Source organism: Pseudoalteromonas rubra, assembly GCF_000238295.3.
GTDB classification, from domain to species: Bacteria; Pseudomonadota; Gammaproteobacteria; order Enterobacterales; family Alteromonadaceae; genus Pseudoalteromonas; species Pseudoalteromonas rubra.
Genome location: NZ_AHCD03000044.1, coordinates 1,141,864 through 1,165,996 on the forward strand (window position 1 = coordinate 1,141,864; position 24,133 = coordinate 1,165,996).

Genomic DNA, 24,133 nt, shown 5'->3' on the forward strand with positions numbered 1-24,133 from the left:
TAAGTCGTTAAAAGGTGTATGTTGCTTTTACGTAGTAGAAGCCACCGTTGATGCCAAATGGAGACGTTTCGTAGTAGATACCGCCCCAAGTGTTTGACGGCGTAAGCTCTGTGTTGCCATCTTCCAGGAAGTCGACCACTTTCTCAGCATCCTGGTCGAAGATGTTGTTAGCACCGACCGTCAGGCTGATATTTTCAGTTGCAAAGTAAGTTAACTCGGCATCGAATGTGAATGTTGGGTCAGCCATGATAGCGGTAGCATCATAGTCGACGTGTACACCCTGATATTCGCCATAGTAGTTGTAGCGCAGGAAGCCTGAGAATTCTTCCCATTGTTGCGTCCAGGTATAGGTTGCTCGGTGCTGTGGCAAGTCTTTCTCAAGACGGGCTACCTTGAAATCACCTGTGATGACAGAAAACTCGTCAACTTCAGTTTCATTCCAGTTATACGCAGCACTGAAAGTGGCAAAGCCGCCTAGCAGGTCCATAGAGTAGTTAGCAACAACGTCAACACCCTGAGTTGTGGTATCGAAGTCATTGGTAAAGAAGGATACCTGCGCAATGCTGTCGACGTTAGGTACACCATCTGCTTTCAAAGCTTCTTTTTGTGCCTGGGTCAAATCAATCTTATTCGATTGACTCAGACGGTCCTCTACCTGAATGTTGTAGTAGTCAATCGTCAGGAACCAGTCACCTGATTGATAAACACCACCGAATGTGTAACTTTGCGACTCTTCAGGCTGAAGTTCGGTACCACCCAGGATCTGGGAAACTGGGTTAGTAGGTGGCAGCAGCGCCGAGTCAACCAATACACCACTACTCAGGTTGGTTTGTACGTTACTCACGTTTGCCTGGCCGACTGTTGGTGCACGGAAGCCCGAGCTAACAGAGCCACGTAATGCAATGTCTTCAGTAACATGATATTGCCAGGTCACTTTGTAATTGGTGGTAGAGCCAAATGAGTCATAATCTTCGAAGCGCAGTGCCCAACCCATTAAAAACTCTTCGGTGAATGGCGTTTCAATGTCGACATAAGCGGCGTAGTTACGACGCGAGAATTCCCCACCAGCTGAAGGCTGGAAGCCAGGGAAACCATTTGAACCGATACCAAACCCTTGGGTCGTTAATGGTCCTGCGATGAATGAGGCTTCATCACCCGGGATCACTTCAAAGGTTTCTTCGTGCCATTCAAAACCAACCGCGACGTTAACATCGTAGGCCAGGTCAAAGTCATACCCTTTAGAGAAGTCGGCGTTAAAGTTCTTCTCGAGCTGAATATACTTACCCGGGCTAAACTCCATGGGTGTGTCCGGACCCAACGACGCGTTGACCGTGTTAGTAATAAAGTAGCGTGATTCATTGCGGCCAACCGAGCCACTGAAATCGTAGTATGCGCCTTTTAGGAAGCCATCAGTGAATTCTCCTTTGGTACCAATGGTCAAAGAAGTATCAGTTATGTTGCCGCCAAAGAACGGCGTAAAGCCTGCTGGCAGGATGTTATTAAATGCAAAACAGTTGGCAGCTGCAAGTGAATCTAATGCCGCTTGATCCGGCAGACCATTGGCCTGGATTTCAACCACTGGGCAGTTCAGCTGTTGGTCATAGCCATCCAATGAACCGACTAGTACCGTTGGGTTTGCTGCATCCCAGGCTGCTTGTTGCGCTTCGTCTGTCAGGTGACGTCGTGCAGGGGCACCGTCGACATTACGGATCACACCGCCGTATACACCCGGACGCGTTGTTGGATTACGATAATAGAACCCGCCCTTCACATCGCGTTCAGAGTAGTTACCAAACATGTAAAACTGAGAATCGTTGGTCAGTTCAAGACCGACATTACCAAACAGTGTGATGTCGTCTTTGATTTCTGGTGCACCCCAAACCTGAGCCGGGTCTCTAACACCTTGTAAACCCGCATCTATAAATGCTTGCGCGTCAGGGCGCTGAACACTACGACTGGTTGGATCGGCTTCTTTATATTGGAAGCTTAGGTTAGCGAAACCTTGGTCAGTAAAGGGCAGACCTATGTTACCTTCGATGGTTGTTGTGTCGCCGTCGCCTTCATAATATTGGCCTTGCTTGACGGAAACACTGCCACCTTCAGAGGCATCCTTAAGTACAAAGTTCAATACACCGGCAATGGCGTCTGAACCATATTGTGCCGCAGCACCATCACGCAGTACTTCCACTTGTTTGAGTGCAATGCTGGGGATTACGGAAATATCCGGACCCTGTGCACCATCATTAATACCACCGCCTAGGAAGGCGATAACGGAAGAGCGGTGACGGCGCTTACCGTTGAGTAAGATTAAAGTTGAGTCTGCTGGCAGGCCACGCAGGTTTGCTGGACGAACCAAGCTGGCTGCGTCACTGATAGGGTTGGCGTGAACGTTGAGAGAAGGAACGGACCCTTTCAACAATTCCAGCATGTCGTCGCCACCGGCTTTGCTTATCTCGTCGCCACCGATGATATCGATAGGCACGGGAGAATCACCAACCGAGCGTGGTGCAGCACGTGAGCCCACCACCGCGATTTTTTCTATTTTTTTGTTTTCGGCACCAGCATCGGCCTCTTCTGCCTGTACGCTGGTTACCGCCAACCCCATTGTTGCTGTTGACGCTAATGCAAATTTAATCGCACGACTTAGCGCGTTTGTCTGTAGTTTCATCCTGTTTCCCCAGTTATTATATGTTGTCATTTCTTACAATATACACAAGTTGCACATCTCGCATTAACCTAATGTGTACTAGTTATTAAAGATAATTGCAAATATGTTCACTGCACCTTTAAAGGTAGCAGTGAATTTTACTAGGTCAAATTTTTCAATAACTTTTTGTTTGTGGTACAAAAAACAGTCTTTCTTGGTGTTTTTTAAGGTACATTTCAGCATGAAATATGTTCACCAAAATGTCATTATTGCGCACTCCAGCGCGTTTTTTTGTTGAGATGTTTAAAATGTGAACTGTTGTATTCTTCATCTAACTCGCTCATTTGTTATTGCCAAGCGGGTATTAGACTAATTGGTGAGAGATTGGAGGTCAGACTTACGTAGGCTAACGCCTCGTTTTTATTTCTGCTAGTATTGGCAATACTAAGATTTCCCAAGTATGTTAATGCGATTAATTAAAGTAGTACACAAAGCGCCCATACGAGTTGCAAGGATAAGCAAGAAGCGTCAGCAAATCAGGCTTCGACGTGCTTTGGTCGGATTGAAAATAGCGTTGGCTCAGGAAAAGCAAGAAACCCGTGAGATGCTGGATATTTATAAGCGATACCCTCAGGGGGGAGTGTCAAAGCAAGAGCTGGCAGCGGCAAATCAGCAGTTTTTTGATATTTTAAAAGGACTGGGTCTCGGGGTGTTTGCTTTATTGCCTTTTGCGCCCATTACCATTCCCCTGATTGTGAAGCTCGGCCAGTGGTTAGGGGTTGATGTGTTACCCAGTTCGTTCTCTTTGGGCAAAAAGCCTAAAAATTCTGACAAATCAGCTGACTAAGAGTCAGCAGATAGCTGTTCCCACTTTATTACTGTGCTTTGTGCATCCAGTGAGTGAAATATTTTTCCCACCTTGGTATTCTCTTGTCAGGTTTATGTAATTCAAGAGGCACGTATGAGTAATTTACTTGTTCACTCATCACAAGGAATACCGGTACATTTTATTAAGGAAAACCAGCTTAGCGAATGGCTAGAGGAAAATGCGCCACAAGCTAAAAGCATCACGCTGGCCACCAGACAGAAAACGCAAAAAACTTTACTTATCCCAGACCTTCAAAATGGCGACATTCAGGCCGTACTGAGCCTGGTCGATTCACTGGATGATATGTGGCTGGCTGGCGATTTACCTGCTCAGTTACCGCAAGGCACTTATCAACTGCAAGGTGATGAGGCATTTGTTGAACAGGCTGCGCTTGGTTACCTGTTAGGTGCCTATACGTTTGATGCATACAAGAAGGCATCTGCGCCGAGTGCAAAATTGGCGATTGAGTCAGAAACGATGTTGAAGAAATTGCAGGATCAAGCTGATGCCATCTATTTAGTAAGAGATTTGGTCAACACGCCTGCGGCGGACATGATGCCGCAACATATGGCAGAGATCTGTACAGAGCTGGCTGCGCAATTTGGTGCACAGCTTACTCAAATCGTCGGTGATGAATTACTGGAACACAACTATCCAACGATTCATATGGTTGGCAGAGCAAGTGAAAATAAGCCACGCCTGCTGGATTTGAGTTGGGGTGATGAACATGCACCCAAACTGACTTTGGTCGGTAAAGGTGTCTGTTTTGACTCGGGTGGTCTGGATCTCAAACCGGCCTCCGGCATGCGTAACATGAAAAAAGACATGGGTGGGGCTGCTCACGTGCTGGGCCTGGCGCATATGATTATGGCGGCCGGTTTGCCTGTACGTCTGCGGGTATTGATCCCGGCGGTTGAGAATGCCGTGTCGCGTAATGCATTTCGTCCGGGTGATGTTATCCAGACGCGCAAGGGTCTGACAGTTGAAATTGACAACACAGATGCAGAGGGTCGCCTTGTGTTGTGTGATGCACTGGCAGAAGCACAAGCGGATGGACCGGATCTGTTGATTGATTTCGCTACTTTGACAGGCGCTTGCCGGATAGCGCTGGGAACAGAATTGCCGGGCTTCTATAGTACAGATCAGGAAGTGGCCAATGGCATGATCGCTCAAGGTAATGCGCTTCAGGATCCGATCTGGCAGCTGCCTTTGTTCGATCAATACAAAGCCCTGTTTAAGAGCGACGTTGCAGATATGGCAAACTGTGGTTCTACACCATTTGGTGGGTCAATCACCGCAGCATTGTATCTGAAAGAGTTTGTCGAGCCTGAACAGACTCCTTGGGTGCACTTTGATGTGATGGCGTGGAACATACGCGCCTTACCTGGCCGACCTGTTGGCGGCGAAGGGCTTGGCCTCAGAGCGACCTTTGCGTATCTAGAGCAGCGGTACGCGTCGTAATTTATTCTGACTCATGTCAAACTAAAGAAAGGGCCATTGTGGCCCTTTTTTCGCGTTTCTAAACAGGGAAAACTGACAGGCTCGGTTGCTATAATTTTAAAAAGTCTTAGAGTATCGGAGGTTAGGCCCTTATTCTGAGTACCATTTTGTCTGTGTTTTCACCTCAACAATCTGAATTGGCACCGCTTGAACCCGAATCATCAGCATTGCCACATTTATCGAAACAGTTCTGGAGTTTGCAAATTGCCGGGTGGCTTGGTTATGCAGCTGTGGTGTTTCTGGCAATCATTCAGCCTCAGTTTGACGCGCCCGGTTTTAATCTGCCAGGACAGATCATAAACCTGGGGGTCGAAAGTCTCAGCGGCTTCATGCTCTCCCTGTTGCAGTGGCTTTTTATTCGCAAAATCATTCATCAGCCTTTGCAGCGCACTCTGATTATCAGTTTTCTCTTTGCAGCCTTGCTGGGACTCATTTATAACATCATTAAACTCGCCAGCTATAAAGTTATCGTACATGATCAACGCTGGAATGAGGCCTGGACCATGCTTGAGTTTGGTGGCTGGCTGCTGTTCTCTTTGACCACTATGTTCGTCTGGACTTCGATATTTTTTATCATGCTGTATAACAGTCGATTACAAAAAGAGCATGAACGTCTGTTAAGAGCGCAGACCCAGGCAAAGGATGCACAGCTACAGATGCTGCGTTATCAGCTTAATCCGCACTTTATGTTTAATACGATGAATGCTATCTCAACGCTGATCCTGAAACAGGATAACGACGCGGCATCAGAAATGCTCGATAAGCTGTGTGACTTTTTCCGTCACTCACTTGAGGCCACGCAAGGCAGCAGGATCCCGTTAAAAGAAGAAATTCAGTTGATTGAATTGTATCTGGCGATAGAAAAAGTCCGTTTTGGACACCGCCTGTCGGTGCGCTATGAGATTGAACCGCAAACGCTGAGGGCATTGGTGCCAAACATGCTATGCCAGCCTGTAGTTGAGAATGCCATTAAGTATGCTATTGAGCCAAGTAAACAGGGAGGAGAGGTTACCATCTCGGCAAAGCAGCATTTACAGCAACTCATTATAGAAATTTCAGACTGCGGCACTGGCTCGGATGAGGGCGCCGATAAAGGGTTTGGCATAGGACTAAACAATGCTAAAACCAGACTGGATGTGATGTATAACGGTGATTTCACCGTGTCTTTGAATAAAAATACAGCCGGAGGTAATACCGTGACCTTAGTGCTACCATACGAGGTTGAATGACCATGACAAAACCACTGAGCGCCATCATAGTGGATGATGAACCCCTTGCGCTGGAGGGGCTGAGTCTCAGGCTGGCTAAAATCCCTGAAATAGAAGTGATTGGTCAGGCCGAAAATGGCGATGATGCGATCCGTTTGTGCCATGAATTGAGTCCGGACGTGCTGTTTTTGGACTTACAGTTGCCCGGGCTTAATGGCATTGAAGTGGTTCAGGCGATACAGGCTGATGTCTTGCCTATGGTGGTTTTTGTCAGTGCTTATAGTGATTACGCCCTCGAAGCCTTTGAGCTTAATGCCATTGACTATGTTTTGAAGCCCGCGAACCTGGGTCGGTTGCAAAAAACGGTGACCCGGATCCTGGAGCGTCGACAGCCTCGTCAGGCCGAGCAGGAAAAATACCGCCTGTTACAGGCATTGACTAAAACTTCCGGGTTGGATGTGGCTGAGTTAGAATCCTGGCTGGAAACAGACAGCCCGTTGCCGGCTATGCAGGACAGGGAACTGGTTATTAAAAACAGTGATAATGAGCAGGTCTTTGTTCCGATGGACATCATCCGCTGGATTGACGCTGCCGGCGATTACATGTGCGTGCACACTGAGTCAGAAACCCATGTCCTGCGCATTACCATGAAAAAGTTGCAGACTTTGCTGGATGAAACCCTGTTTGCCCGGATCCATAAATCGACCATAGTTAACTTAAGTTATGTCACTGCGATAAAACCCATGCGAAATAACGAAAGCCTGGTGACGCTTAAGGGGCAGGTAGAACTCAAAGTCAGTCGTAATTATAGTCAGGCATTGCATCAGTTTGTTGCTAAAAAGAAAACGTTGAGCTAGTTAGTTCGCGTAAGTACAAACAAGAAACATCAGTCGGCGGCCAGAAGTATTACCTCTTCTGGTGCAACGACTACAAGTTTTGGTGCAATATGTATGTACCCGATACCCTCCAAAAGCCAAGGAAAACAAAAGGCTAACCTTTCATCTTATTTTTGTATCGTCTTGTCGTGCACTATTGTGGCCCACGTTCTTGTGTCGCAACAGCCGCCCGTGATGGCGCGTTTCCATTGTAACATTCAGGTTAATTTAACAGGATAGCCTCAGGAGCAGACCGAATTGGTCTCCGGTTCGCTGCTCATTCTTTGTAGTACGGACATTGCAACTGGCTGCACCTGGGTGCGATTGATTGCGAATAACAAGTACAGCGGCTCTGTGCCAGACTGTAAAAAGAACACGTCCGCGCTACACAACAATCGGTTCGATTAGTTGGAACACACATTATGATAAAAGTTGCAAAATCCTTCACCTGTCTTGGTGTCTTACTTGCGATAGCTGGTTTAACTGGCTGTGGCGGCGATGCTAAAACCAACACTGATCTGAGCAAAACGGATCCTCAGACACCGGTCTCTGACTGGCAACTCGTCTGGCAAGATGAGTTTGATGAGACACAAATCAATACTCAAAACTGGACGCATGAAGTGAACTGCCTGGGTGGCGGAAATGAAGAGCGTCAATGCTACACCGATGATGCAGTCAATTCGTATGTTAGCGATGGAACACTAAAAATAGTTGCGCTTCGCGCTGCGGAAGATGCTGAACAGCCCTATACATCTGCGCGCCTTATTACAAAACACAAAGCGGATTTTAAATATGGTCGCTTTGAAATGCGGGCAAAACTACCCAGCGGACAGGGCAGCTGGCCGGCATTTTGGATGTTGCCAACTGACGAAGTCTATGGTGGCTGGCCCAAATCTGGTGAGATTGACATCGTTGAGGCGGTGAACCTCAAAGCACAAGATGCGGATGGTATGCCTGAGGCCCATGTCTACGGGACCTTACATTATGGTAAGGATTGGCCTGACAACGTTCACTCTGGTAAAGCGCATAGCTTACCGGATGGTGTTAACCCGGCCGATGACTTTCATACCTATGCGGTGGAATGGCAAGAGGGAGAGATACGCTGGTATGTTGATGATTACCTTTATGCCACGCAGCGCCAGTCAGAGCCCCTGTATGACAGTAGCGGCAACGTATTTAGTCTGAAACACCGAGGGTGGTTCGCCGAGTACCATGATCAGGGAAGTGGTGAGCTGGTAACACACTGGGACAGTGCACCATTTGATCAAAACTTTTATCTTATCCTGAACCTGGCTGTTGGTGGCAATTGGCCGGAAGCGGTTAATGAAACGGGCGTCGATGCTGAAGCCTTTGCAAACGGGCAAACCTTCGAAGTGGATTATGTCCGGGTTTACCAGTGTCAGCAAAACCCGCAAACAGGCAAAGGCTGCGAAACGATCCGCGCCGGATGGGATTCACTGGATGATGCACTGGTTGAGGGTAAAGCGCCCAGCCCACCGCCGCCTGCGACTTCAGGGGATAGTCTGCAAATCTTTGACGGTGAGCTTAATAAAGACTGGCCAGCGTGGGATTGTTGTGGCGGCAGCGTTCCTGCTTTAGTCGAAGATGACACTGCTGGCATGGCGGTCGAATTTAGCGTGGGCAGTGAGCCTACGGTCAATGGGTTTATTTCTCGAGATCCGATGGCGTCTGATGCTGGTGGTAGTCCCAGCCCGTTCGATGCCTCTTCGTTGATTGAGTCCGGCGTTGTGCGTTTCGATTTGAAAGTGACTTCTGCGCCCGCGAATACAGAGGCACCCTGGATGTTAAAAATAGAAAGCGCAAACGGAGAAAAAGCAGTTGAACTTGCGTTGTCTGAAAGCGCAGAAGGGGTAATGCCAGCGGTTGGACAATGGCAAACCTTCACGTTCTCGTTACAGATGTTGGCAGAGCAGGGGCTGGACATCAGTAGTATTGATGCATTGCTTATTTTCCCGGCATGGGGCAGTGGCGAAGGCGCAGTTTATCGCGTCACAGATGTTGCGATTATGACACCAGACACAGCCACTGCATTGGTGGTATTTGAAGAGAGCGAAAATCCTGCCTGGCCAATGTGGGATTGCTGTGGCGGTTCTTTACCTACGGTTGAGCTGGACGATGATGCGCACGGCAATGTTGCAGAGTTTGTGATCGTTGATACAGCAACGGTGATGGGCTTTATTTCACGGCAAGAGTTTATTTCAGCTGAAGGGGTTAGCGCGGCACCATTTGATGCCTCCTCTATCCTGTCAAACGGCGTGATTGAGTTTGATATGAAGGTGGTGAGTGCACCACAAGACGCCACTGCAGCTTGGTTCTTCAAAGCTGAATCAGTGGGCGCAGAAAGTGCTGCTGAACTGACCCTGGATAAGAGTATCCAGCAAACAGCTCCCGAGGTCGGCCAGTGGCAAACCTATACATTTACTTTAACGGACTTGGTAGCAGCTGGCCTGGACATCAGTGCGATTGACGTCTTAATGGTTTTTCCCAGCTGGGGCCAGGGGGCTGGCGCAGTATACCGCATAGATAACGTGAAAATTTACGATCCGAATCAGGCGGATGACTTTGTCGGTGAAGTGCTATTTGCCGATGACGTTAAAGCCAAATGGTCGCTGTGGGATTGCTGTGGTGGCTCTACTCCTACGCTTGAAAATGATGATATGACTCAGGGCATGGTAGCGGAATTTAAAGTTGGCGCCGAGCCTACTGTGATGGGGCTGTTTGCCGAAGACGGGCATTATCTTGATGCATCACCCTATCTGGAAAAGGGCTCGGTTCAGTTTGATCTTAAAGTAGTGACAGCGCCCAATGATAGCAGCGCACCCTGGAAGTTTAAGATAGAAGCGCTGGATGCCAGTTTTGCATTGGAGCTTAATCTGACCGACAGCCTGGAGGCTGTGGCGCCCCAGGTTGGCCAGTGGCAGACCTATACTTTCCCACTTCAGACACTGCAGGATGGTGGGGTGAATATCAGCGGCATTGACATCATCATGATTTACCCGGCCTGGGGGCAGGGCGAAGGAGCTGTATATCGGCTCGATAATGTGATGGTAGCAGCGCAATAAAACCAAACCGATGGCGTGGCATTGTCACGCCCAGACAGCGAAAATTATTCAAGCAGGTCATTATGAATACAGTAAATTATAAACTCTCACATGTCGCGATTCTGATCGGTGCGGTACTTGGTACTTCTATAGTGCAGGCTGAGGAAGCCGTGTCGCAGGTTGCTGAAGAAACGCCCGAGGTCATAGAGATTCGTGGTATCAAGGGCAGTTTGATCCGCTCTATGAACGTCAAACGAGATATGTCAGGCGTGGTGGATGCGATTTCAGCAGAAGAAATGGGCAAATTCCCAGACACCAACCTGGCGGAGTCTCTGCAGCGCATTACCGGTGTAGCAGTGAGTCGAAGCAATGGTGAAGGCAGTCAGATCACAGTACGGGGCTTCGGCCCGGACTTTAATCTGGTAACGCTTAATGGCAGACAAATGCCGGGAACGGGTAACAGCCGTTCTTATAATTTTGAAAACCTGTCATCCGATGGGGTTTCGGCGCTCGAAGTCTATAAAACAGCGCGCGCTGACAATCCGACAGGCGGGTTAGGTGCGACGGTGAATATTGTCACCGCTCGTCCTCTGGATAGTGGTGCTGAGAAAATGTCGTTTTCAGCGAAAGCAATCCACGATTCTTCAAATGTCGCCGGCGATGACGTTACGCCAGAGATCTCAGCCTTGTACTCCAATGCTTTTTTGGATGACACCGTCGGGTTTGGCTTTACCGTCAACCACCATCGCCGTGATTTTCAGCAGCAAAGTGCCAATATTCAGGGGTGGCAGGCGAATGTTGATTTACCAACTAACCTCGAAGCAGACAGCGTCACTGACAATCGCCCTTTAAACGATCAAGGGGTGCCCGCAGGTGACTATTTTTTCCCTCGGGATATGAATTATCAAATAAGCGATTTACAGCGTGAGCGAACCAATGGTCAGGTTGTTTTCCAGTATGCGCCCAACGATGACATAGTGATGACGCTGGATTATACCGGGACCAAGTCTGTTACCGGTAAGAATGCGATTTCCTGGGGTATGTGGAACGACTACGGCGGTAATATCAACGGCTATGAACTGGATGAGAACGGCACCGTTGTGTATGCCGATATCAGCGGTAACGACGGGTCTTTCAGCGCCTCACGTTCAACCACCGAAGTGAAAGAGCGCTCAGTCGGTTTTAATATTCAATGGCAAGCCAGTGATGCTCTGAGTCTGAGCCTGGACTATCACGATTCTCAAAGTGAAACCGACAATGGTGCAGACGCCGGCCTGGGTAGCGAAGGCACGCTGGTACTGGGCTCTGATCAGCTAACGACCAAGCGCTACGATTTTCGCAGTGGTGAGATCCCGCACGCTGAAATTCTCTGGCGAAATGGCACCAATGAGCTGGCAGCCAGTGAAATCGACTCTCACTTTAGCCAGTTTGTGCACTCTCCCGGCAAAGCAACCGTTGAGCAGTTACAGTTCGATGGTGTCTGGGAAAACCTGAGTGACCGTTGGGCTCTGGTGAACATAAAATTTGGTGTGGCACGCACAGAGCAGGAAATGAGTGGTTCGAATGCCTGGAGTGGTCTGATAGGTGGGTTCCTGTTTAACCCTGCCTGGCCGGAATTATTCCCGGATGGCATGTTCACCCAACATGACACGAGTGATTTCTTAAATGCATTTGATGGCGGTGGCAGTGCCCTGCAGCCACACTATTACTATACCTTTGACTTTGATGAGGTTGCTGCTCGCTCTGAAGCCTTTTTGACCAATGAATTACTCGGTGGCAATGATTATTTTGCGACTACGGCGTATCACGACATGGGGACTTTATCGCGAGAAAGCGTGACGGAAGAAACCAGCAGTATTTACTTGTCAAGCTTTTGGGAATTTGAGGTTGCCAATTATCCGGTACGGATAAACGCTGGTGTTCGCTACGAGCAAACCGATGTGACCAGCAACACCTTCCAGCCTACGCCTACAGCTGTCTGGTGGAAAGGCGGCAGTGAGTGGCATACCCAGTATTTACCTGATGGCGATGCCTTCTTTACCGTGGAAGGCGAACATGATGTGGTTCTGCCAATGGTGGACTTACGCGTGGATGTGACTGATGAGCTGGTTGCCCGAGTGTCCTGGGGCAAAACCATTTCGCGGGCACCACTGGGAGATCTGGTTGGCGGGCGGAGTCTGTCAAACAGCCCTAAAATAGGTTCTCGAAATGCCAGCGAAGGCAATACCAATTTACAACCATTTGAGTCGACGAACTTTGACCTTAGCCTCGAGTACTATTATGCCGAAGGCAGTTACGCAGCCATTGGTTACTTCGATAAGTCGGTGAAAAACTTCATTGGCAGTCAGATAAACTCAACGACTGTTGAAGGCTTTAACGACATCTATCAGGGCCCAAGGTGGTTGCAAGCCGTTGCGGATATTGAAAGCCGGGGTGAGCAGGCCACGAACGATGCCATTTTTGCTCAGATGCAGGCCAATGGCGCAACCCTCAATGAGCAGGGCTATATTACACCAAACGCCGATGATCCTTTGATAGTGTGGGATTTTACTCGGCCATTCAATGCGCCCGATACCAAGTCAGTTGATGGCTTTGAAGTGGCAGTGCAGCACCTGTTTGGCGAAACCGGGTTTGGCGTCGGGGTGAACGCGACATTTGTAAATGGCGATGTGGAGTTCGATGTTGCCAGCCTGGAGCAACAAACCCCGCTTACCGGGCTCAGTGACTCGGCAAATTTTCAGGTGTTTTATGAGCTTGATGGACTATCTGTGAAGCTGACATATGCCTGGCGTGATGAGTACCTGATCGGAGTCGGCCAGGATCAGGGTTCTTCCGATAACCCGCCGCAATTTGCCAAGGCCTTTGGTCAATGGGATATGAGCGTCAACTACGATATGACAGAGCAGCTGACGGTGTTCTTCGAGGGCGTGAACCTCAATGATGAAACCGAGCAGGGCTTTGGTCGTTATGAACGTCAATTCCTGTTCGCCCGCCAATACGGCCCCAGGTATGCACTGGGCTTCCGATATAAGTTTAATTAATTCTGAATCCGCTCTGGTTTTTGCGTTAAGCAGGACCAGAGCCTGCTGGATATATTTTTTGGAAATTCATTATGGCTAGTTCATCCGTGATACTGGATACCAAGCATGAGTCGCAATCCGCTCAGGGGCACAAATTTGCGCTGTTTACGCTGACGACTCTGTTTTTTATGTGGGGCTTTATTACCTGCTTAAATGACATTTTAATCCCTTATCTCAAAGGGGCATTCGATTTAACTTATACACAGGCTATGTTGGTGCAGTTTTGCTTCTTCGGTGCCTATTTTATCGTCTCTGTGCCGGCCGGCATGTTGGTTGGCAGGATTGGTTTCAAAAAAGGCATCATCACAGGCCTGAGTGTCGCAAGCATTGGGTGTTTGTTGTTTTATCCGGCCGCTGAGCTCGGTGTTTATGGGTTATTTTTAGGCGCGCTGTTTGTATTGGCCTCTGGTATTACCGTGTTACAGGTTTCCGCTAACCCTTTTGTGAGTGCACTTGGTCCTGCCAGGACGGCTTCGTCGCGCCTGACTATGACGCAGGCATTTAATTCGCTTGGCACTACGGTTGCGCCATTTTTTGGTGCCTGGCTGATTTTCTCAGGCAGCAGCGAGCCGGCACATGCTGATGCTTCTGCGGTACAATTTCCTTATCTAATGATAGCGGCCACCCTTGCTATACTGGCCATCGTGTTTGCCTTTATTAAGTTGCCGTCATTGGGTGTACTGTCCCAAGGCGCGCCGTCGTTGAAAAAAGCACTGCAATATAAACACCTTAAGCTTGGAGCCGTGGCGATTTTTCTCTATGTTGGGGCAGAAGTGGCCATTGGCAGTTTTTTGGTGAATTTCTTACACGACCCTCGTATTGCCGGCCTTAATGAAGCACAGGCAGCACAGCTTATCGCCTATTACTGGGGCGGGGCTATGGTCGGGCGTTTCATTGGTGCACTGGTGATGCAAAAAATTGCGGCTGGTAAAGTACTGGCATTTAACGCAGTCATGGTCATTGTGCTGTTGTGTGTCGCTGTCGTGACCGAAGGCCGTTTGGCGATGTGGTCTGTACTGGCCGTCGGTCTGTTCAATTCAATTATGTTTCCTACCATTTTCAGCCTGGCAATCGATAAGCTGGGAGAAAGTGCCAGCCATGGTGCCGGCGTGCTATGTCTGGCGATTGTGGGCGGTGCCATTATTCCTTTGCTACAGGGGGTGTTGGCTGACTCATCAGGCGTACAGTTGTCGTTCCTGCTACCGGCATTGTGTTATGTATTTATCGGTTATTTTGGGCTCAAAGGACACCGACCTGTTTTGCTATCTACGGAGAAGTAAAGTGAAGAAAACAACAAGCAAGATTTCACTCAGCGTATTAGCTGCCGGTATTTTAACTGCATGTGGTGCCGGGCAACCCTCGCCGGAAATTAAGAAAGGGCTTGATATCTGGCCCAAAATTCACTCTGAGGTGGCCCTGGACTCTGAAATTGAGCGCCAGGTTTCGGTACTACTTAGCAAGATGACGTTGGAGCAGAAAGTGGCGCAGATGATCCAGCCGGAGATCCGTGACATTACGGTGGAAGATATGCGGCGCTACGGGTTTGGCTCTTATCTCAATGGTGGCGGAGCATTTCCCGGCAACAACAAGCATGCCAGTGTCAAAGACTGGGTTGATCTGGCAGAAGCTATGTATCAGGCATCCGTAGATGATTCATTGGATGGCATTGATATTCCTACTATGTGGGGGACCGACGCGGTACATGGTCACAACAATGTCATCGGGGCAACTTTGTTTCCTCATAACATTGGGCTGGGTGCGGCCAATAATCCCAAACTGATTGAACAAATTGCCCAGGCTACGGCAAAAGAAGTGATGGCCACGGGCATTGACTGGGTCTTCGCGCCCACAGTGGCTACAGTACGTGATGATCGTTGGGGTCGCACTTATGAAGGCTATTCGGAAGATCCCGAGATTGTGAAAGCATACGCCGCAGCCATTGTGCATGGCTTGCAGGGACATGCCAGAGAGGACTTTTTGGGCGATGACCGGGTCATCAGTACGGTGAAACACTTCTTAGGTGATGGCGGCACCGTGAAAGGTGACGATCAGGGTAACAATATCGACTCAGAACAGGCGCTGTTTGATATTCATGCTCAGGGTTATGTGGGCGGTCTCACGGCAGGGGCACAATCGGTGATGGCGTCATTCAACAGCTGGCAGGGTGAAAAGATACACGGACATCAATATCTGCTGACCGATGTGCTGAAAAATAAAATGGGATTTGATGGCTTTGTGGTGGGTGACTGGAATGGCCATGGGCAAATACCCGGTTGTAGTAATGACAATTGCCCTCAGGCTGTGAATGCGGGTCTGGACGTATACATGGTGCCTACCGACGCCTGGAAACCCCTGCTTGAGAACACCATTGCACAGGTCAGAGCGGGCATCATTCCAATGTCTCGCATTGATGATGCTGTCAGTCGTATTTTGCGGGTGAAGTTCCGCGCGGGCTTGTTTGATAAGCCCAGCCCGGCAAAGCGTCCTCATGCTAACAATACACAATTGATCGGGCATGACGCGCACCGGGAAATTGCGCGCCAGGCGGTGCGGGAGTCATTGGTGTTACTTAAAAACAAGCAACAGCTATTACCGCTTGCATCCAATCAGCGCATTCTGATAGCCGGCGATGCTGCCAACAACATTGGTAAGCAATCAGGGGGCTGGACTATCACCTGGCAGGGTACCAATAATCAGAATTCTGATTTTCCTGGTGGTCAGTCAATATACGACGGACTTGCCCGGCAGGTAACCCAGGCGGGAGGTCAGGTTGAACTCAGCGAAAATGGCCAGTTCGACACTAAACCCGATGTGGCCATTGTGGTATTTGGTGAAGAGCCATATGCCGAAGGGCACGGTGATCGGGAAACCTTGATTTATCAGCATGGCAATAAACGTGACCTGGCTATACTAAAGTCGCTTAAAGCGCAAGGTATTCCTGTGGTCTCTGTGTTTATCAGTGGCAGGCCTATGTGGGTTAACCCGGAGCTCAACGCCAGTGATGCCTTTGTGGCCGCCTGGCTACCGGGCTCACAGGGTGAAGCCGTTGCCGATGTTTTGCTAAAAAACAGCGAGGGCAAGATACAGCACGATTTCACTGGTCGTCTGTCATTCTCCTGGCCTGCCCATCCAAGTAAGCCAGTTAACCGTTTCGACCAGGAATATGCGCCTTTGCTTCCTTACGGATTTGGTCTGAGTTATGGCATGTCCTCGACGCTGAGCGATAGTTTGCCTGAGGAGACTGGCGCTGCGCTGAATACGTCAGACGTGTATGAGGTTTTCAACGGTAAAACTCAGCAACCCTGGCAGTTGAGGTTGTTCTCAGGTAAGCAAAATCTTGCCGTCACCGCAAGCAGTATGACGCTGGCTAGTCTGAGTTACAGAACCATAGATAAGGAAATCCAGGAAGATGCCTTTCGGATTGACTGGCAGGGCAAGAAAGCAGGTGTTCAGTTTGTTAGTGGCAATGGTTTCAGAGAAGATCTGGCCCGTTACCAGGCTGGGGGTGGTGTGCTTAGTATGACCGTAAAACGTGGTAACACGGTTGCAGACCAAGCATTTGTTAGTATGCATTGTGAAAGTGAAGGGGATATGTCGGGAAGCTGCCGGGCTCAGGTTGATATTGGCGCTGAGCTGAACAAGCTGGAAGCACAGCAGTGGCAAGTGCTGAGTATAGACTTGCAATGCTTTGCCAGCCAGGGCGTGATGTTTGACCAGATGGTGATGCCATTTGAACTGTCTGCTACTGGCAGTATGAGCTTGTCGTTTAGTGACATCAGTATAAAGCCGGCAGGTGATAAGCAGGCTACAATCCATTGTCAGGATTAAAACCTGGCTTAACATGATTCAGGCACTGTAAGGTGCCTGAATCAATTATTGAGCGATATTAGTCGCGCTCTGGAATGTTCTGCAGTAATGCCTGCATTTGCTGCCAGTACAAGCCAACCGATGCAATATGCACTTTTTCGTCAGGCGAGTGCGGGAACTTGATGGTTGGACCAAATGAAATCATATCCATGTCAGGGTAAGGTTCTTTGAATAAGCCACATTCCAGTCCTGCGTGGATCACCATGATATCTGGTTTGTTACCATAGATCCCTTCGTACATATCACGGAAAATGTGCACCAAATCTGAGTCCGGGTCTGGTTTCCAGCCAGGATATGCGCCTGAAAACTCAATCTCTGCACCTGCCAGGCTTGCCAGTGAGCTCAGTGTGCCTTCGACATCTGTGCGACCTGAATCAATCAAAGAACGGATCAGGCAAAGCACTTCGACTTTGTCGGCTTGTGTGGTGATCACACCCAGGTTCAGTGACGTTTCAACCACGCCCTGAATATCATCACTCATGCGTACAACGCCATTCGGGCAGGCATTGAGTAGCGCAAGCAGGCTGTCTTTAGACTGTTCAGACATTGCATTAAGCGTGCTGTCTGTGTCGGTTACTGCAAAGGTCAGGCTGGTTTCAATGGCACCCAGCTCATTGCTCAGTACCGCTTTAAATTCACTCAGGCGCTGTTCCAGCACACTGCGCTGTGCAGGTGCTATTGCGATAGTTGCATACGCTTCTCGCGGAATAGCATTACGCAGTGAACCGCCTTTAAAGGCCACCAGGCTAAAGTCCACCCCACTCAGGTGATGCTTTAATGCACGCGCCAGAAGCTTATTTGCGTTACCGCGTCCGGTATGGATATCAACGCCAGAGTGGCCGCCTTTTAGTCCTTTTAAACTGACCTCTACAAGCTGATGGCCTGGTTCAACTGGTTGACGCAAAATATTGACTGTCATGCTGGCATCTACGCCACCAGCACAGCCCATGTAAATCTCACCTTCTTGCTCAGAATCGGTATTGAGCAGAATGTCGCCTTCCAGCCAGCCTGCTTGCAGACCAAATGCACCAGACATTCCGGCTTCTTCATCTACTGTCAGTAACACTTCCAGTGGACCATGCGGGATGTCAGAAGACGCCAGTACTGCAAGGCAAGACGCCATACCCATGCCGTTGTCAGCACCCAGGGTGGTACCTTGGGCTGTAACCCACTCACCATCTATATAGGGGCGAATTGGGTCTTTGGTAAAGTTATGATCTGTATCGTCATTTTTTTGCGGTACCATGTCGATATGTGCCTGAAGCACGACAGGTTTACGATTTTCCATACCAGGCGTGGCGGGCTTTTTGATAAATACATTGCCCGTTTCATCACGACGAACGGCCAGGTCCTGTGACTTTGCCCAGTCAACAATAAAGGTCGCCAATGCTTCTTCGTGCTTTGACGGGTGAGGGATTGAGCAGATCTGATCAAAGAATTGCCATACGATCTGAGGCGCCAAATTGGCGATGTCGGAATGAGGTTTAAACACCGGGTTCCCCTTATTTGAGCTATTGTCTTCCAGCCTGAACGATTGGTGGTTCAGTGTTGCTGGTAAGTGGGTAAAAAGTGGGGGGAGTTTACCACTCGTGCGTGTTCAGGGTCGAGCAGATAAGGCCAATTCAGTGTGAATGCTAAATTGGCCCTGTAAAGGAATTAGCCCTTTACTGTTGGCATGCCTTGACGGCATCCGCTATTAATTCCACACCTGACTTTTCACAGGCTGGCAATGTCTCTTCGTAGTGTGCCACAGGCGTGACACGTTCACCCCACTTTATATAGCTGGCAGCCCAGGTCAGGCCCGCGCCGAATGCGGCTGACATGATGTTTGCGTGCGGTTTAACCAACCCTTGTTCCACTGCTTCACACAAGGCAATGGCAATGGTTGCTGCGGAGGTATTACCGTACTTGTCGATATTGACCATCACTTTATCGTCCGCAATATCGAGCTTTTTCTGGATTGCCTGAATGATCCGCAAGTTTGCCTGATGTGGAACCAGCACATCTATATCAGACAGGGACAAATTCGCTTGTGCCAGGACGTCATCGCATGCAACGCTCATACCAGTGACCGCACGTTTAAAAATCTCTCGCCCTTCGAAAGCTAAGTCTGACGGGCCTGCTGGCTCGTAGCGGCTTAGATCTGTACCGTAGTTCGGAATATGTAAAATGCCGCGATCTTCACTGTCACATCCGGTTTTAGTACCTAGCAGTCCACTGGGTTCATCGCTGGCTTCCAGGATCACCGCGCCAGCGCCGTCACCAAATAGCACCGCACTGTCGCGTTTTGCCCAGTTGACATACCAGGTCATACGTTCAGCTGCCACAACCACTGCGCGCTTGATCATACCCGCCTGGATCTGAGCCGTGGCATTTTGCAATGCGTACAGGAAGCCCGAGCAGGCCGCGTTGGTATCGCACGCAGCTGCGCCAACAGCACCGATGTTTTTTTGCACCAGGGATGCGGTATTGGCCACCATAGTGGAGGGAGTACAGGTTGCCAGCAGGACCAGATCAATGTCCTCACCTTTGAGTCCGGCGCAGGCTAGCGCCTGTTTACTGGCAAAGGTGGCTAACTCTGCGGTACTCACATGGCTGACACGGCGAGATTTGATGCCCGTTCGGGTGCTGATCCATTCGTCATTGGTGTCAACAATGTTGCTTAGTTCGTCATTAGTGATAGAGGCGGGGGGGATTGCTTTTCCCCATCCTGTTATTTTTGCGTACTTCATTTTATCTCTTATTCAAATCCGACCAGTAGGCTAAGGCACAGTATATCGTAAACCGCCTTAGGTTACATCCAATTATCCCTTGTCGAAATCGGCTAATTGACTAGACTGATAATAGGTGGTGGCGTTAATTGCTTGGTTTATAATGCAAAAAATTAAATTTGATACGCTGGATATGCTCATAAACCTGGAGCGTGAGTTACTGGACCCGGCTGTGCGAGAAAATCCGCAAAGACTGGCTCAGTTGTTAGATGAGGACTTCTATGAAATTTCAGCTAACGGGCTGATGTTTAATAAATCTCACGTATTGGCCAGATTGCCCAGGGAGAAAGTGCCACAGTTTTATAATCAGGACTTTCAGGGCCAGATGCTCGCCGACAACCTGGCCCAGATCACCTATCATGCTGCTTATCGTCGAAATGCCTATTCTAATTTAAATTATTCCGTCAGAATGTCGATCTGGCGCTGCAAGGGAGCGAGTTGGCAATTAATGTTCCATCAGGGAACGCCTTGCCCGGAATTTAAGCTCAAATATGAGTAAGTGCGACCCGCATCTTAATTTAATCCACTCAGCTCGCCGGCGCTGTGTCGTCCGAGCATTCACAGAGGTGTATAGTGTATTACCCGGATAAACTGAGCGAATGGTTGAACTTTTCACTATTCACTTACGCAGAGCATTCTTTCACAATCGGCAAGCTGTTGCTTGTCCCGCTGTTATTGATATTAGGGATTTGGCTGACCCGCTATTTGGTTGGTAAGTTAACCAACCGCCTCAGAGCGGGCAATACCGACCCGAACATGGTGCATTTGGTGCAAAGACTGTGCTACGTCCTGGCAATTGCCATTACGGTGATCACTATATTAGATGTGATTAATGTACCCATTACAGCTTTTGCTTTTTTGTCAGGTGCGATTGCCATAGGGTTTGGTTTTGGGGCCCAAAACATCATCAACAACTTCATCAGTGGCTGGATCCTGATGTGGGAAAAGCCCATTCGTATTGGGGATTTTCTTGAAGTGGAGGGCACCAAAGGGATCGTTGAAAAAATCAATACGCGGTCAACTCGGTTGCGTCGGGTAGATGGGGTACATATGCTTATCCCCAACAGTAAATTACTTGAAAACACGGTTATTAACTGGACTTTGGTTGATAAACTTATGCGTACATCGGTACGTGTCGGGGTGGCGTATGGCTCGCCCGCAAAACAGGTAGCTGCCTTGATCCTGCAGGCAACCGAAGAGCAGCCTGAAGTACTGAACGACCCCAAACCCCAGGTTACGTTTGAAGACTTTGGTGACAACGCACTGATATTTGAAGTCAATTTCTGGCTCAACTCTACGGTCGAAGGCGGGCTCAGACAGGCGAGAAGTAAAATCCGCTTTCGTCTTGATGAGTTATTTGCCGAGCATGATATTGTGGTGGCCTTTCCGCAGCGTGATGTGCATATCGACGGTCAGCTTGCCATTGTCAGGCAACCTAAGCGTTAACTAATCTGCAGGCACACCCGGTGTCTGCGTATTTATTGAGTGTAAAGCGTAAAATATAATGTTAATTAATTTCTCTCCTAACTCGGCGCTTGGCCAGTTATTATTGCTGCGCTCCATCGCCATTGTATTGCAGTTGGTTCTGGTGCTCATTTCGCTGTGGTTTTTAGATAAAAATTTACCCGAACAGCCTATTTTTACAGTCATAGCGCTGGAATCTGTGTTTCAATTGGCGAGTGTTTATGCCTATCGTAAAGTGAGTGATGTTTCACCCGGCGCTATGGTGATGCAGCTGGTGGCTGATATTTTATTTTTAACCGTTCTTCTATCCTTTCTGGGTGGGGCGAGCAACGCGTTTGTCTCTTTGCTGTTGTTACCTTGCATCATTGCCGCGGTTACGGTGCCACCTAAGTTTGTAGTATTTATCTCCGGTGCAGCCTTAGCCGCATATGGGTACTTGTATACGGTGGTCCCAATGCATCACCATGGTATGCATATGGGCCAGCACTTGCTTGGCATGCTGGTGAATTTTGTGTTTATGGTCATTGTGATTGTGACGATCGTGACCTTTCTGGCCAGCCGTATCCAGCAGCGAGAACTGGCGTTGGCGAAAAGCAGAGAAAAGCAACTGCAACAGGAGCAGGTGCTCGCATTAGGCAGTGCTGCTGCTCAGGTAACCCATCAACTGGCCACACCCATCGCGCATTTGAGTTTGTTGTATGAAGAGTTAAGTGAGGATTTTCCGCAGCACCCGGCCGTGCAGGAGATGCAGGCTCCTCTGGCCCAGTGTAAGACACAGTTAGATGGTTTCAGGGCCCAAACCGAGCTACTTAAGCCGCATGCCCAGGTTAACAGCCAGGCATTCACAACGCTCTGGCAGCAGCTTCATGAACTGCTGACGTTGCAGTTTCCTGAGCAGGTCATTACCTGTCAGTTACCCCCTCAGTCATTTTCAGTCAGTGGTGATCCTATGCTGATCCCGGCGTTGTTTAACCTGTTTGTGAACGCGGCGAAGGCCAATGAGAAGTGTTCTGCGCTCAGCCTGGAAGTCAGTGTAAGCTTGTCAGAGCAGGCCTCAGCTGGCAGTGACCGCACATGGTCCTTGTCGATCCGAGATCACGGTCCCGGTATTGCAATGGACAAACTGGCTTTGATAGGTAAGTCAGTGGTGGACAGTTCATTTGGTTTGGGCATGGCGCTGCTGCTTTCTCATGCTACAATCGAGCGACTTGAGGGGACCTTACACCTGTCTAACCATCAGACTCAGGGTGCCGTATCTGTGGTGACTTTACCTGTAGTATAAATTATGAAGTTATTGATTATTGAGGATGATGTACCATTTGCCACAACGCTGTCGCGTAGAATGACAAAGCTGAATTTTGACTGTCAGTGTGTGCATGATGAACTGGATATAGCGGCGCAGTGTCAGACATTTTTGCCGCAATATGTGTTGTTGGATATGAAGTTAACAGCGAGCTCCGGCTTACAGCACATCGCTTTGATCCGGGGCATCGTCCCGGACGCAAAAATTGTACTTCTGACGGGGTTTGCCAGTATTGCGACGGCCGTTGAGGCAATTAAGCTGGGTGCCGATGAATACCTGACAAAGCCTGCGGACACTCAGTTGATAGCCAAAACGCTGTTAGGCACACAGGCTGTCGTGTCTGAAACTGCAGACACAACCATGTCACCTGAACGGCTTGAATGGGAACATATACAGCAAACCCTGAAATCTAATGATGGCAACATTTCTGAAACTGCCAGACAATTAAATATGCACCGGCGGACATTGCAAAGAAAACTTCAGAAACGCCCGGTACTTAAATAATCCATGCACAGCCTGGTTTGCTCTTCCAAAGGTTATTAACTAAATTGAAATTAGTGAAATAATCGAGGTAAGTGCTGTGACTGTGTTTGATGTAGACGTGGTCGCCGTTGTGATTGCGGCGATCTCCTCCTTTGCCTTAGGGGGAATATGGTACTCACCGTTACTTTTTCATAAACCCTGGCTGGAAGAAGCGGGTCTTACGGAATTGGATATCCAAAATGCCGACCATAAATTGGTCTTTAGCGGCGCGATGTTCTTATCCATACTGGCGGCGCTGTTAATGGCTGCGCTATTGGGTAAAAGCCCCGCTATTTTGGACGGAGTGTTGCTGGGCTTAGCCGTTGGGGTGTGCTTTGTTGCCAGCACTCTGGGTACCAGCTACTTGTTTGAACAACGCCCTCTGAAGCTGTTTCTTATCAATGCAGGTTACCATACCGCTCAATTTTGCCTGATAGGGTTCGTGCTTGCCATACTGAGCTAGTAATGAATTATCTTACCCGGGTGTCATCACACTGTCACAGATGAAGGCCAATCTGCACCGTGCAGTGGTCTGGCGGAAGCGGACAAATATCCTGTTATATGCAGAGTTCGCACCCTATCATAAGAAGGTTTGTGCTGTTTCAAAGACTGAAAATCACCCTACCCATGGATCCGGGCCAGCGTGTTTGGGTGAGCCTATTTTATATGGACAAAAACATGATAGACATATTGTTTGACATCATTGGTATGACGGGTACTTTCCTGGTGGTTGGTGCGTTCTTTTTACTCCAGTTGGACAAAGTAAGCCCCGACGGTATTAAGTACAATATGATGAACCTCAGTGGTGCCATTTTGCTGCTTATCAGTCTTTGCTATAACTTTAATCTGGCAAGTTTTGTCATCGAGTTATTCTGGATAGTGGCCTCTTTGATTGGACTGTACAAGTACTTTAAAAAACGCAGACTTGCGACAGCCTAATTGACTAGCAGGGCGGCGCATCCAGTA

General features: G+C 48.9%; 17 protein-coding genes. 14 read left to right on the top strand and 3 right to left on the bottom strand.

What is annotated here, in order from left to right:
- Positions 1 to 7 precede the first annotated feature (7 nt).
- Positions 8 to 2,668 carry a TonB-dependent receptor plug domain-containing protein gene (locus PRUB_RS25415; RefSeq protein WP_010380992.1) on the bottom strand — a complete coding sequence of 887 codons (2,661 nt, stop codon included), beginning with the start codon at positions 2,666 to 2,668 and terminating at the stop codon, positions 8 to 10.
- Positions 2,669 to 3,113: 445 nt separating this feature from the next.
- Here PRUB_RS25415 and PRUB_RS25420 point away from each other — a divergent pair, with 445 nt between their 5' ends.
- The 8 genes from PRUB_RS25420 (at position 3,114) to PRUB_RS25455 (ending at position 17,068) form a co-directional block, all read left to right on the top strand.
- On the top strand, positions 3,114 to 3,494 hold the full coding sequence (locus tag PRUB_RS25420) for a hypothetical protein (protein ID WP_040645637.1): 381 nt from the start codon (positions 3,114 to 3,116) through the stop codon (positions 3,492 to 3,494).
- 114 nt (positions 3,495 to 3,608) lie between these two features.
- Positions 3,609 to 4,976, top strand: a complete 1,368-nt coding sequence (locus PRUB_RS25425; protein ID WP_010380998.1) for a leucyl aminopeptidase family protein — start codon at positions 3,609 to 3,611, stop codon at positions 4,974 to 4,976.
- Between the two features lie 152 nt (positions 4,977 to 5,128).
- The gene (locus PRUB_RS25430; RefSeq protein ID WP_010381001.1) at positions 5,129 to 6,244 is read left to right on the top strand and encodes a sensor histidine kinase; all 1,116 of its coding nucleotides are present in this window, start codon (positions 5,129 to 5,131) and stop codon (positions 6,242 to 6,244) included.
- Positions 6,241 to 7,080, top strand: a complete 840-nt coding sequence (locus tag PRUB_RS25435) for a LytR/AlgR family response regulator transcription factor (RefSeq protein ID WP_010381002.1) — start codon at positions 6,241 to 6,243, stop codon at positions 7,078 to 7,080. Before PRUB_RS25430 ends, PRUB_RS25435 begins: the two co-directional genes overlap by 4 nt.
- Before the next feature lie 440 nt (positions 7,081 to 7,520).
- Positions 7,521 to 10,181 (top strand): glycoside hydrolase family 16 protein, encoded by a 2,661-nt coding sequence (locus PRUB_RS25440; protein WP_010381003.1) that lies wholly within the window; start codon positions 7,521 to 7,523, stop codon positions 10,179 to 10,181.
- A 62-nt stretch (positions 10,182 to 10,243) separates the two neighbouring features.
- On the top strand, positions 10,244 to 13,201 hold the full coding sequence (locus tag PRUB_RS25445) for a TonB-dependent receptor (RefSeq protein ID WP_010381004.1): 2,958 nt from the start codon (positions 10,244 to 10,246) through the stop codon (positions 13,199 to 13,201).
- A 71-nt stretch (positions 13,202 to 13,272) separates the two neighbouring features.
- Positions 13,273 to 14,520, top strand: a complete 1,248-nt coding sequence (locus PRUB_RS25450) for a sugar MFS transporter (protein WP_010381005.1) — start codon at positions 13,273 to 13,275, stop codon at positions 14,518 to 14,520.
- Between the two features lies 1 nt (position 14,521).
- Positions 14,522 to 17,068, top strand: a complete 2,547-nt coding sequence (locus PRUB_RS25455) for a glycoside hydrolase family 3 protein (protein WP_010381006.1) — start codon at positions 14,522 to 14,524, stop codon at positions 17,066 to 17,068.
- A 58-nt stretch (positions 17,069 to 17,126) separates the two neighbouring features.
- Here the strand turns inward: PRUB_RS25455 and PRUB_RS25460 are convergent, their stop codons facing one another.
- Together PRUB_RS25460 and PRUB_RS25465 are read right to left on the bottom strand one after the other, a co-directional pair.
- Complete coding sequence (locus PRUB_RS25460; protein WP_010381007.1) at positions 17,127 to 18,599, bottom strand: aminoacyl-histidine dipeptidase; 1,473 nt, start codon at positions 18,597 to 18,599, stop codon at positions 17,127 to 17,129.
- A gap of 172 nt (positions 18,600 to 18,771) precedes the next feature.
- Complete coding sequence (locus PRUB_RS25465) at positions 18,772 to 19,839, bottom strand: ketoacyl-ACP synthase III (RefSeq protein ID WP_010381008.1); 1,068 nt, start codon at positions 19,837 to 19,839, stop codon at positions 18,772 to 18,774.
- A 142-nt stretch (positions 19,840 to 19,981) separates the two neighbouring features.
- Here PRUB_RS25465 and PRUB_RS25470 point away from each other — a divergent pair, with 142 nt between their 5' ends.
- From PRUB_RS25470 to PRUB_RS25495, 6 genes are all read left to right on the top strand, one after another.
- Complete coding sequence (locus tag PRUB_RS25470) at positions 19,982 to 20,377, top strand: nuclear transport factor 2 family protein (RefSeq protein WP_010381009.1); 396 nt, start codon at positions 19,982 to 19,984, stop codon at positions 20,375 to 20,377.
- Between the two features lie 74 nt (positions 20,378 to 20,451).
- Positions 20,452 to 21,324 (top strand): mechanosensitive ion channel family protein, encoded by an 873-nt coding sequence (locus tag PRUB_RS25475; protein WP_010381010.1) that lies wholly within the window; start codon positions 20,452 to 20,454, stop codon positions 21,322 to 21,324.
- Positions 21,325 to 21,382: 58 nt separating this feature from the next.
- Positions 21,383 to 22,624, top strand: coding sequence for a sensor histidine kinase (locus PRUB_RS25480; RefSeq protein ID WP_010381011.1), 1,242 nt, complete (start codon positions 21,383 to 21,385; stop codon positions 22,622 to 22,624).
- 3 nt (positions 22,625 to 22,627) lie between these two features.
- Positions 22,628 to 23,149 (top strand): response regulator transcription factor, encoded by a 522-nt coding sequence (locus PRUB_RS25485; protein ID WP_010381013.1) that lies wholly within the window; start codon positions 22,628 to 22,630, stop codon positions 23,147 to 23,149.
- A 76-nt stretch (positions 23,150 to 23,225) separates the two neighbouring features.
- Positions 23,226 to 23,630 carry a DUF1761 domain-containing protein gene (locus tag PRUB_RS25490; protein WP_010381015.1) on the top strand — a complete coding sequence of 135 codons (405 nt, stop codon included), beginning with the start codon at positions 23,226 to 23,228 and terminating at the stop codon, positions 23,628 to 23,630.
- A 215-nt stretch (positions 23,631 to 23,845) separates the two neighbouring features.
- Complete coding sequence (locus PRUB_RS25495; RefSeq protein WP_040645681.1) at positions 23,846 to 24,106, top strand: CBU_0592 family membrane protein; 261 nt, start codon at positions 23,846 to 23,848, stop codon at positions 24,104 to 24,106.
- Positions 24,107 to 24,133: the final 27 nt, after the last annotated feature.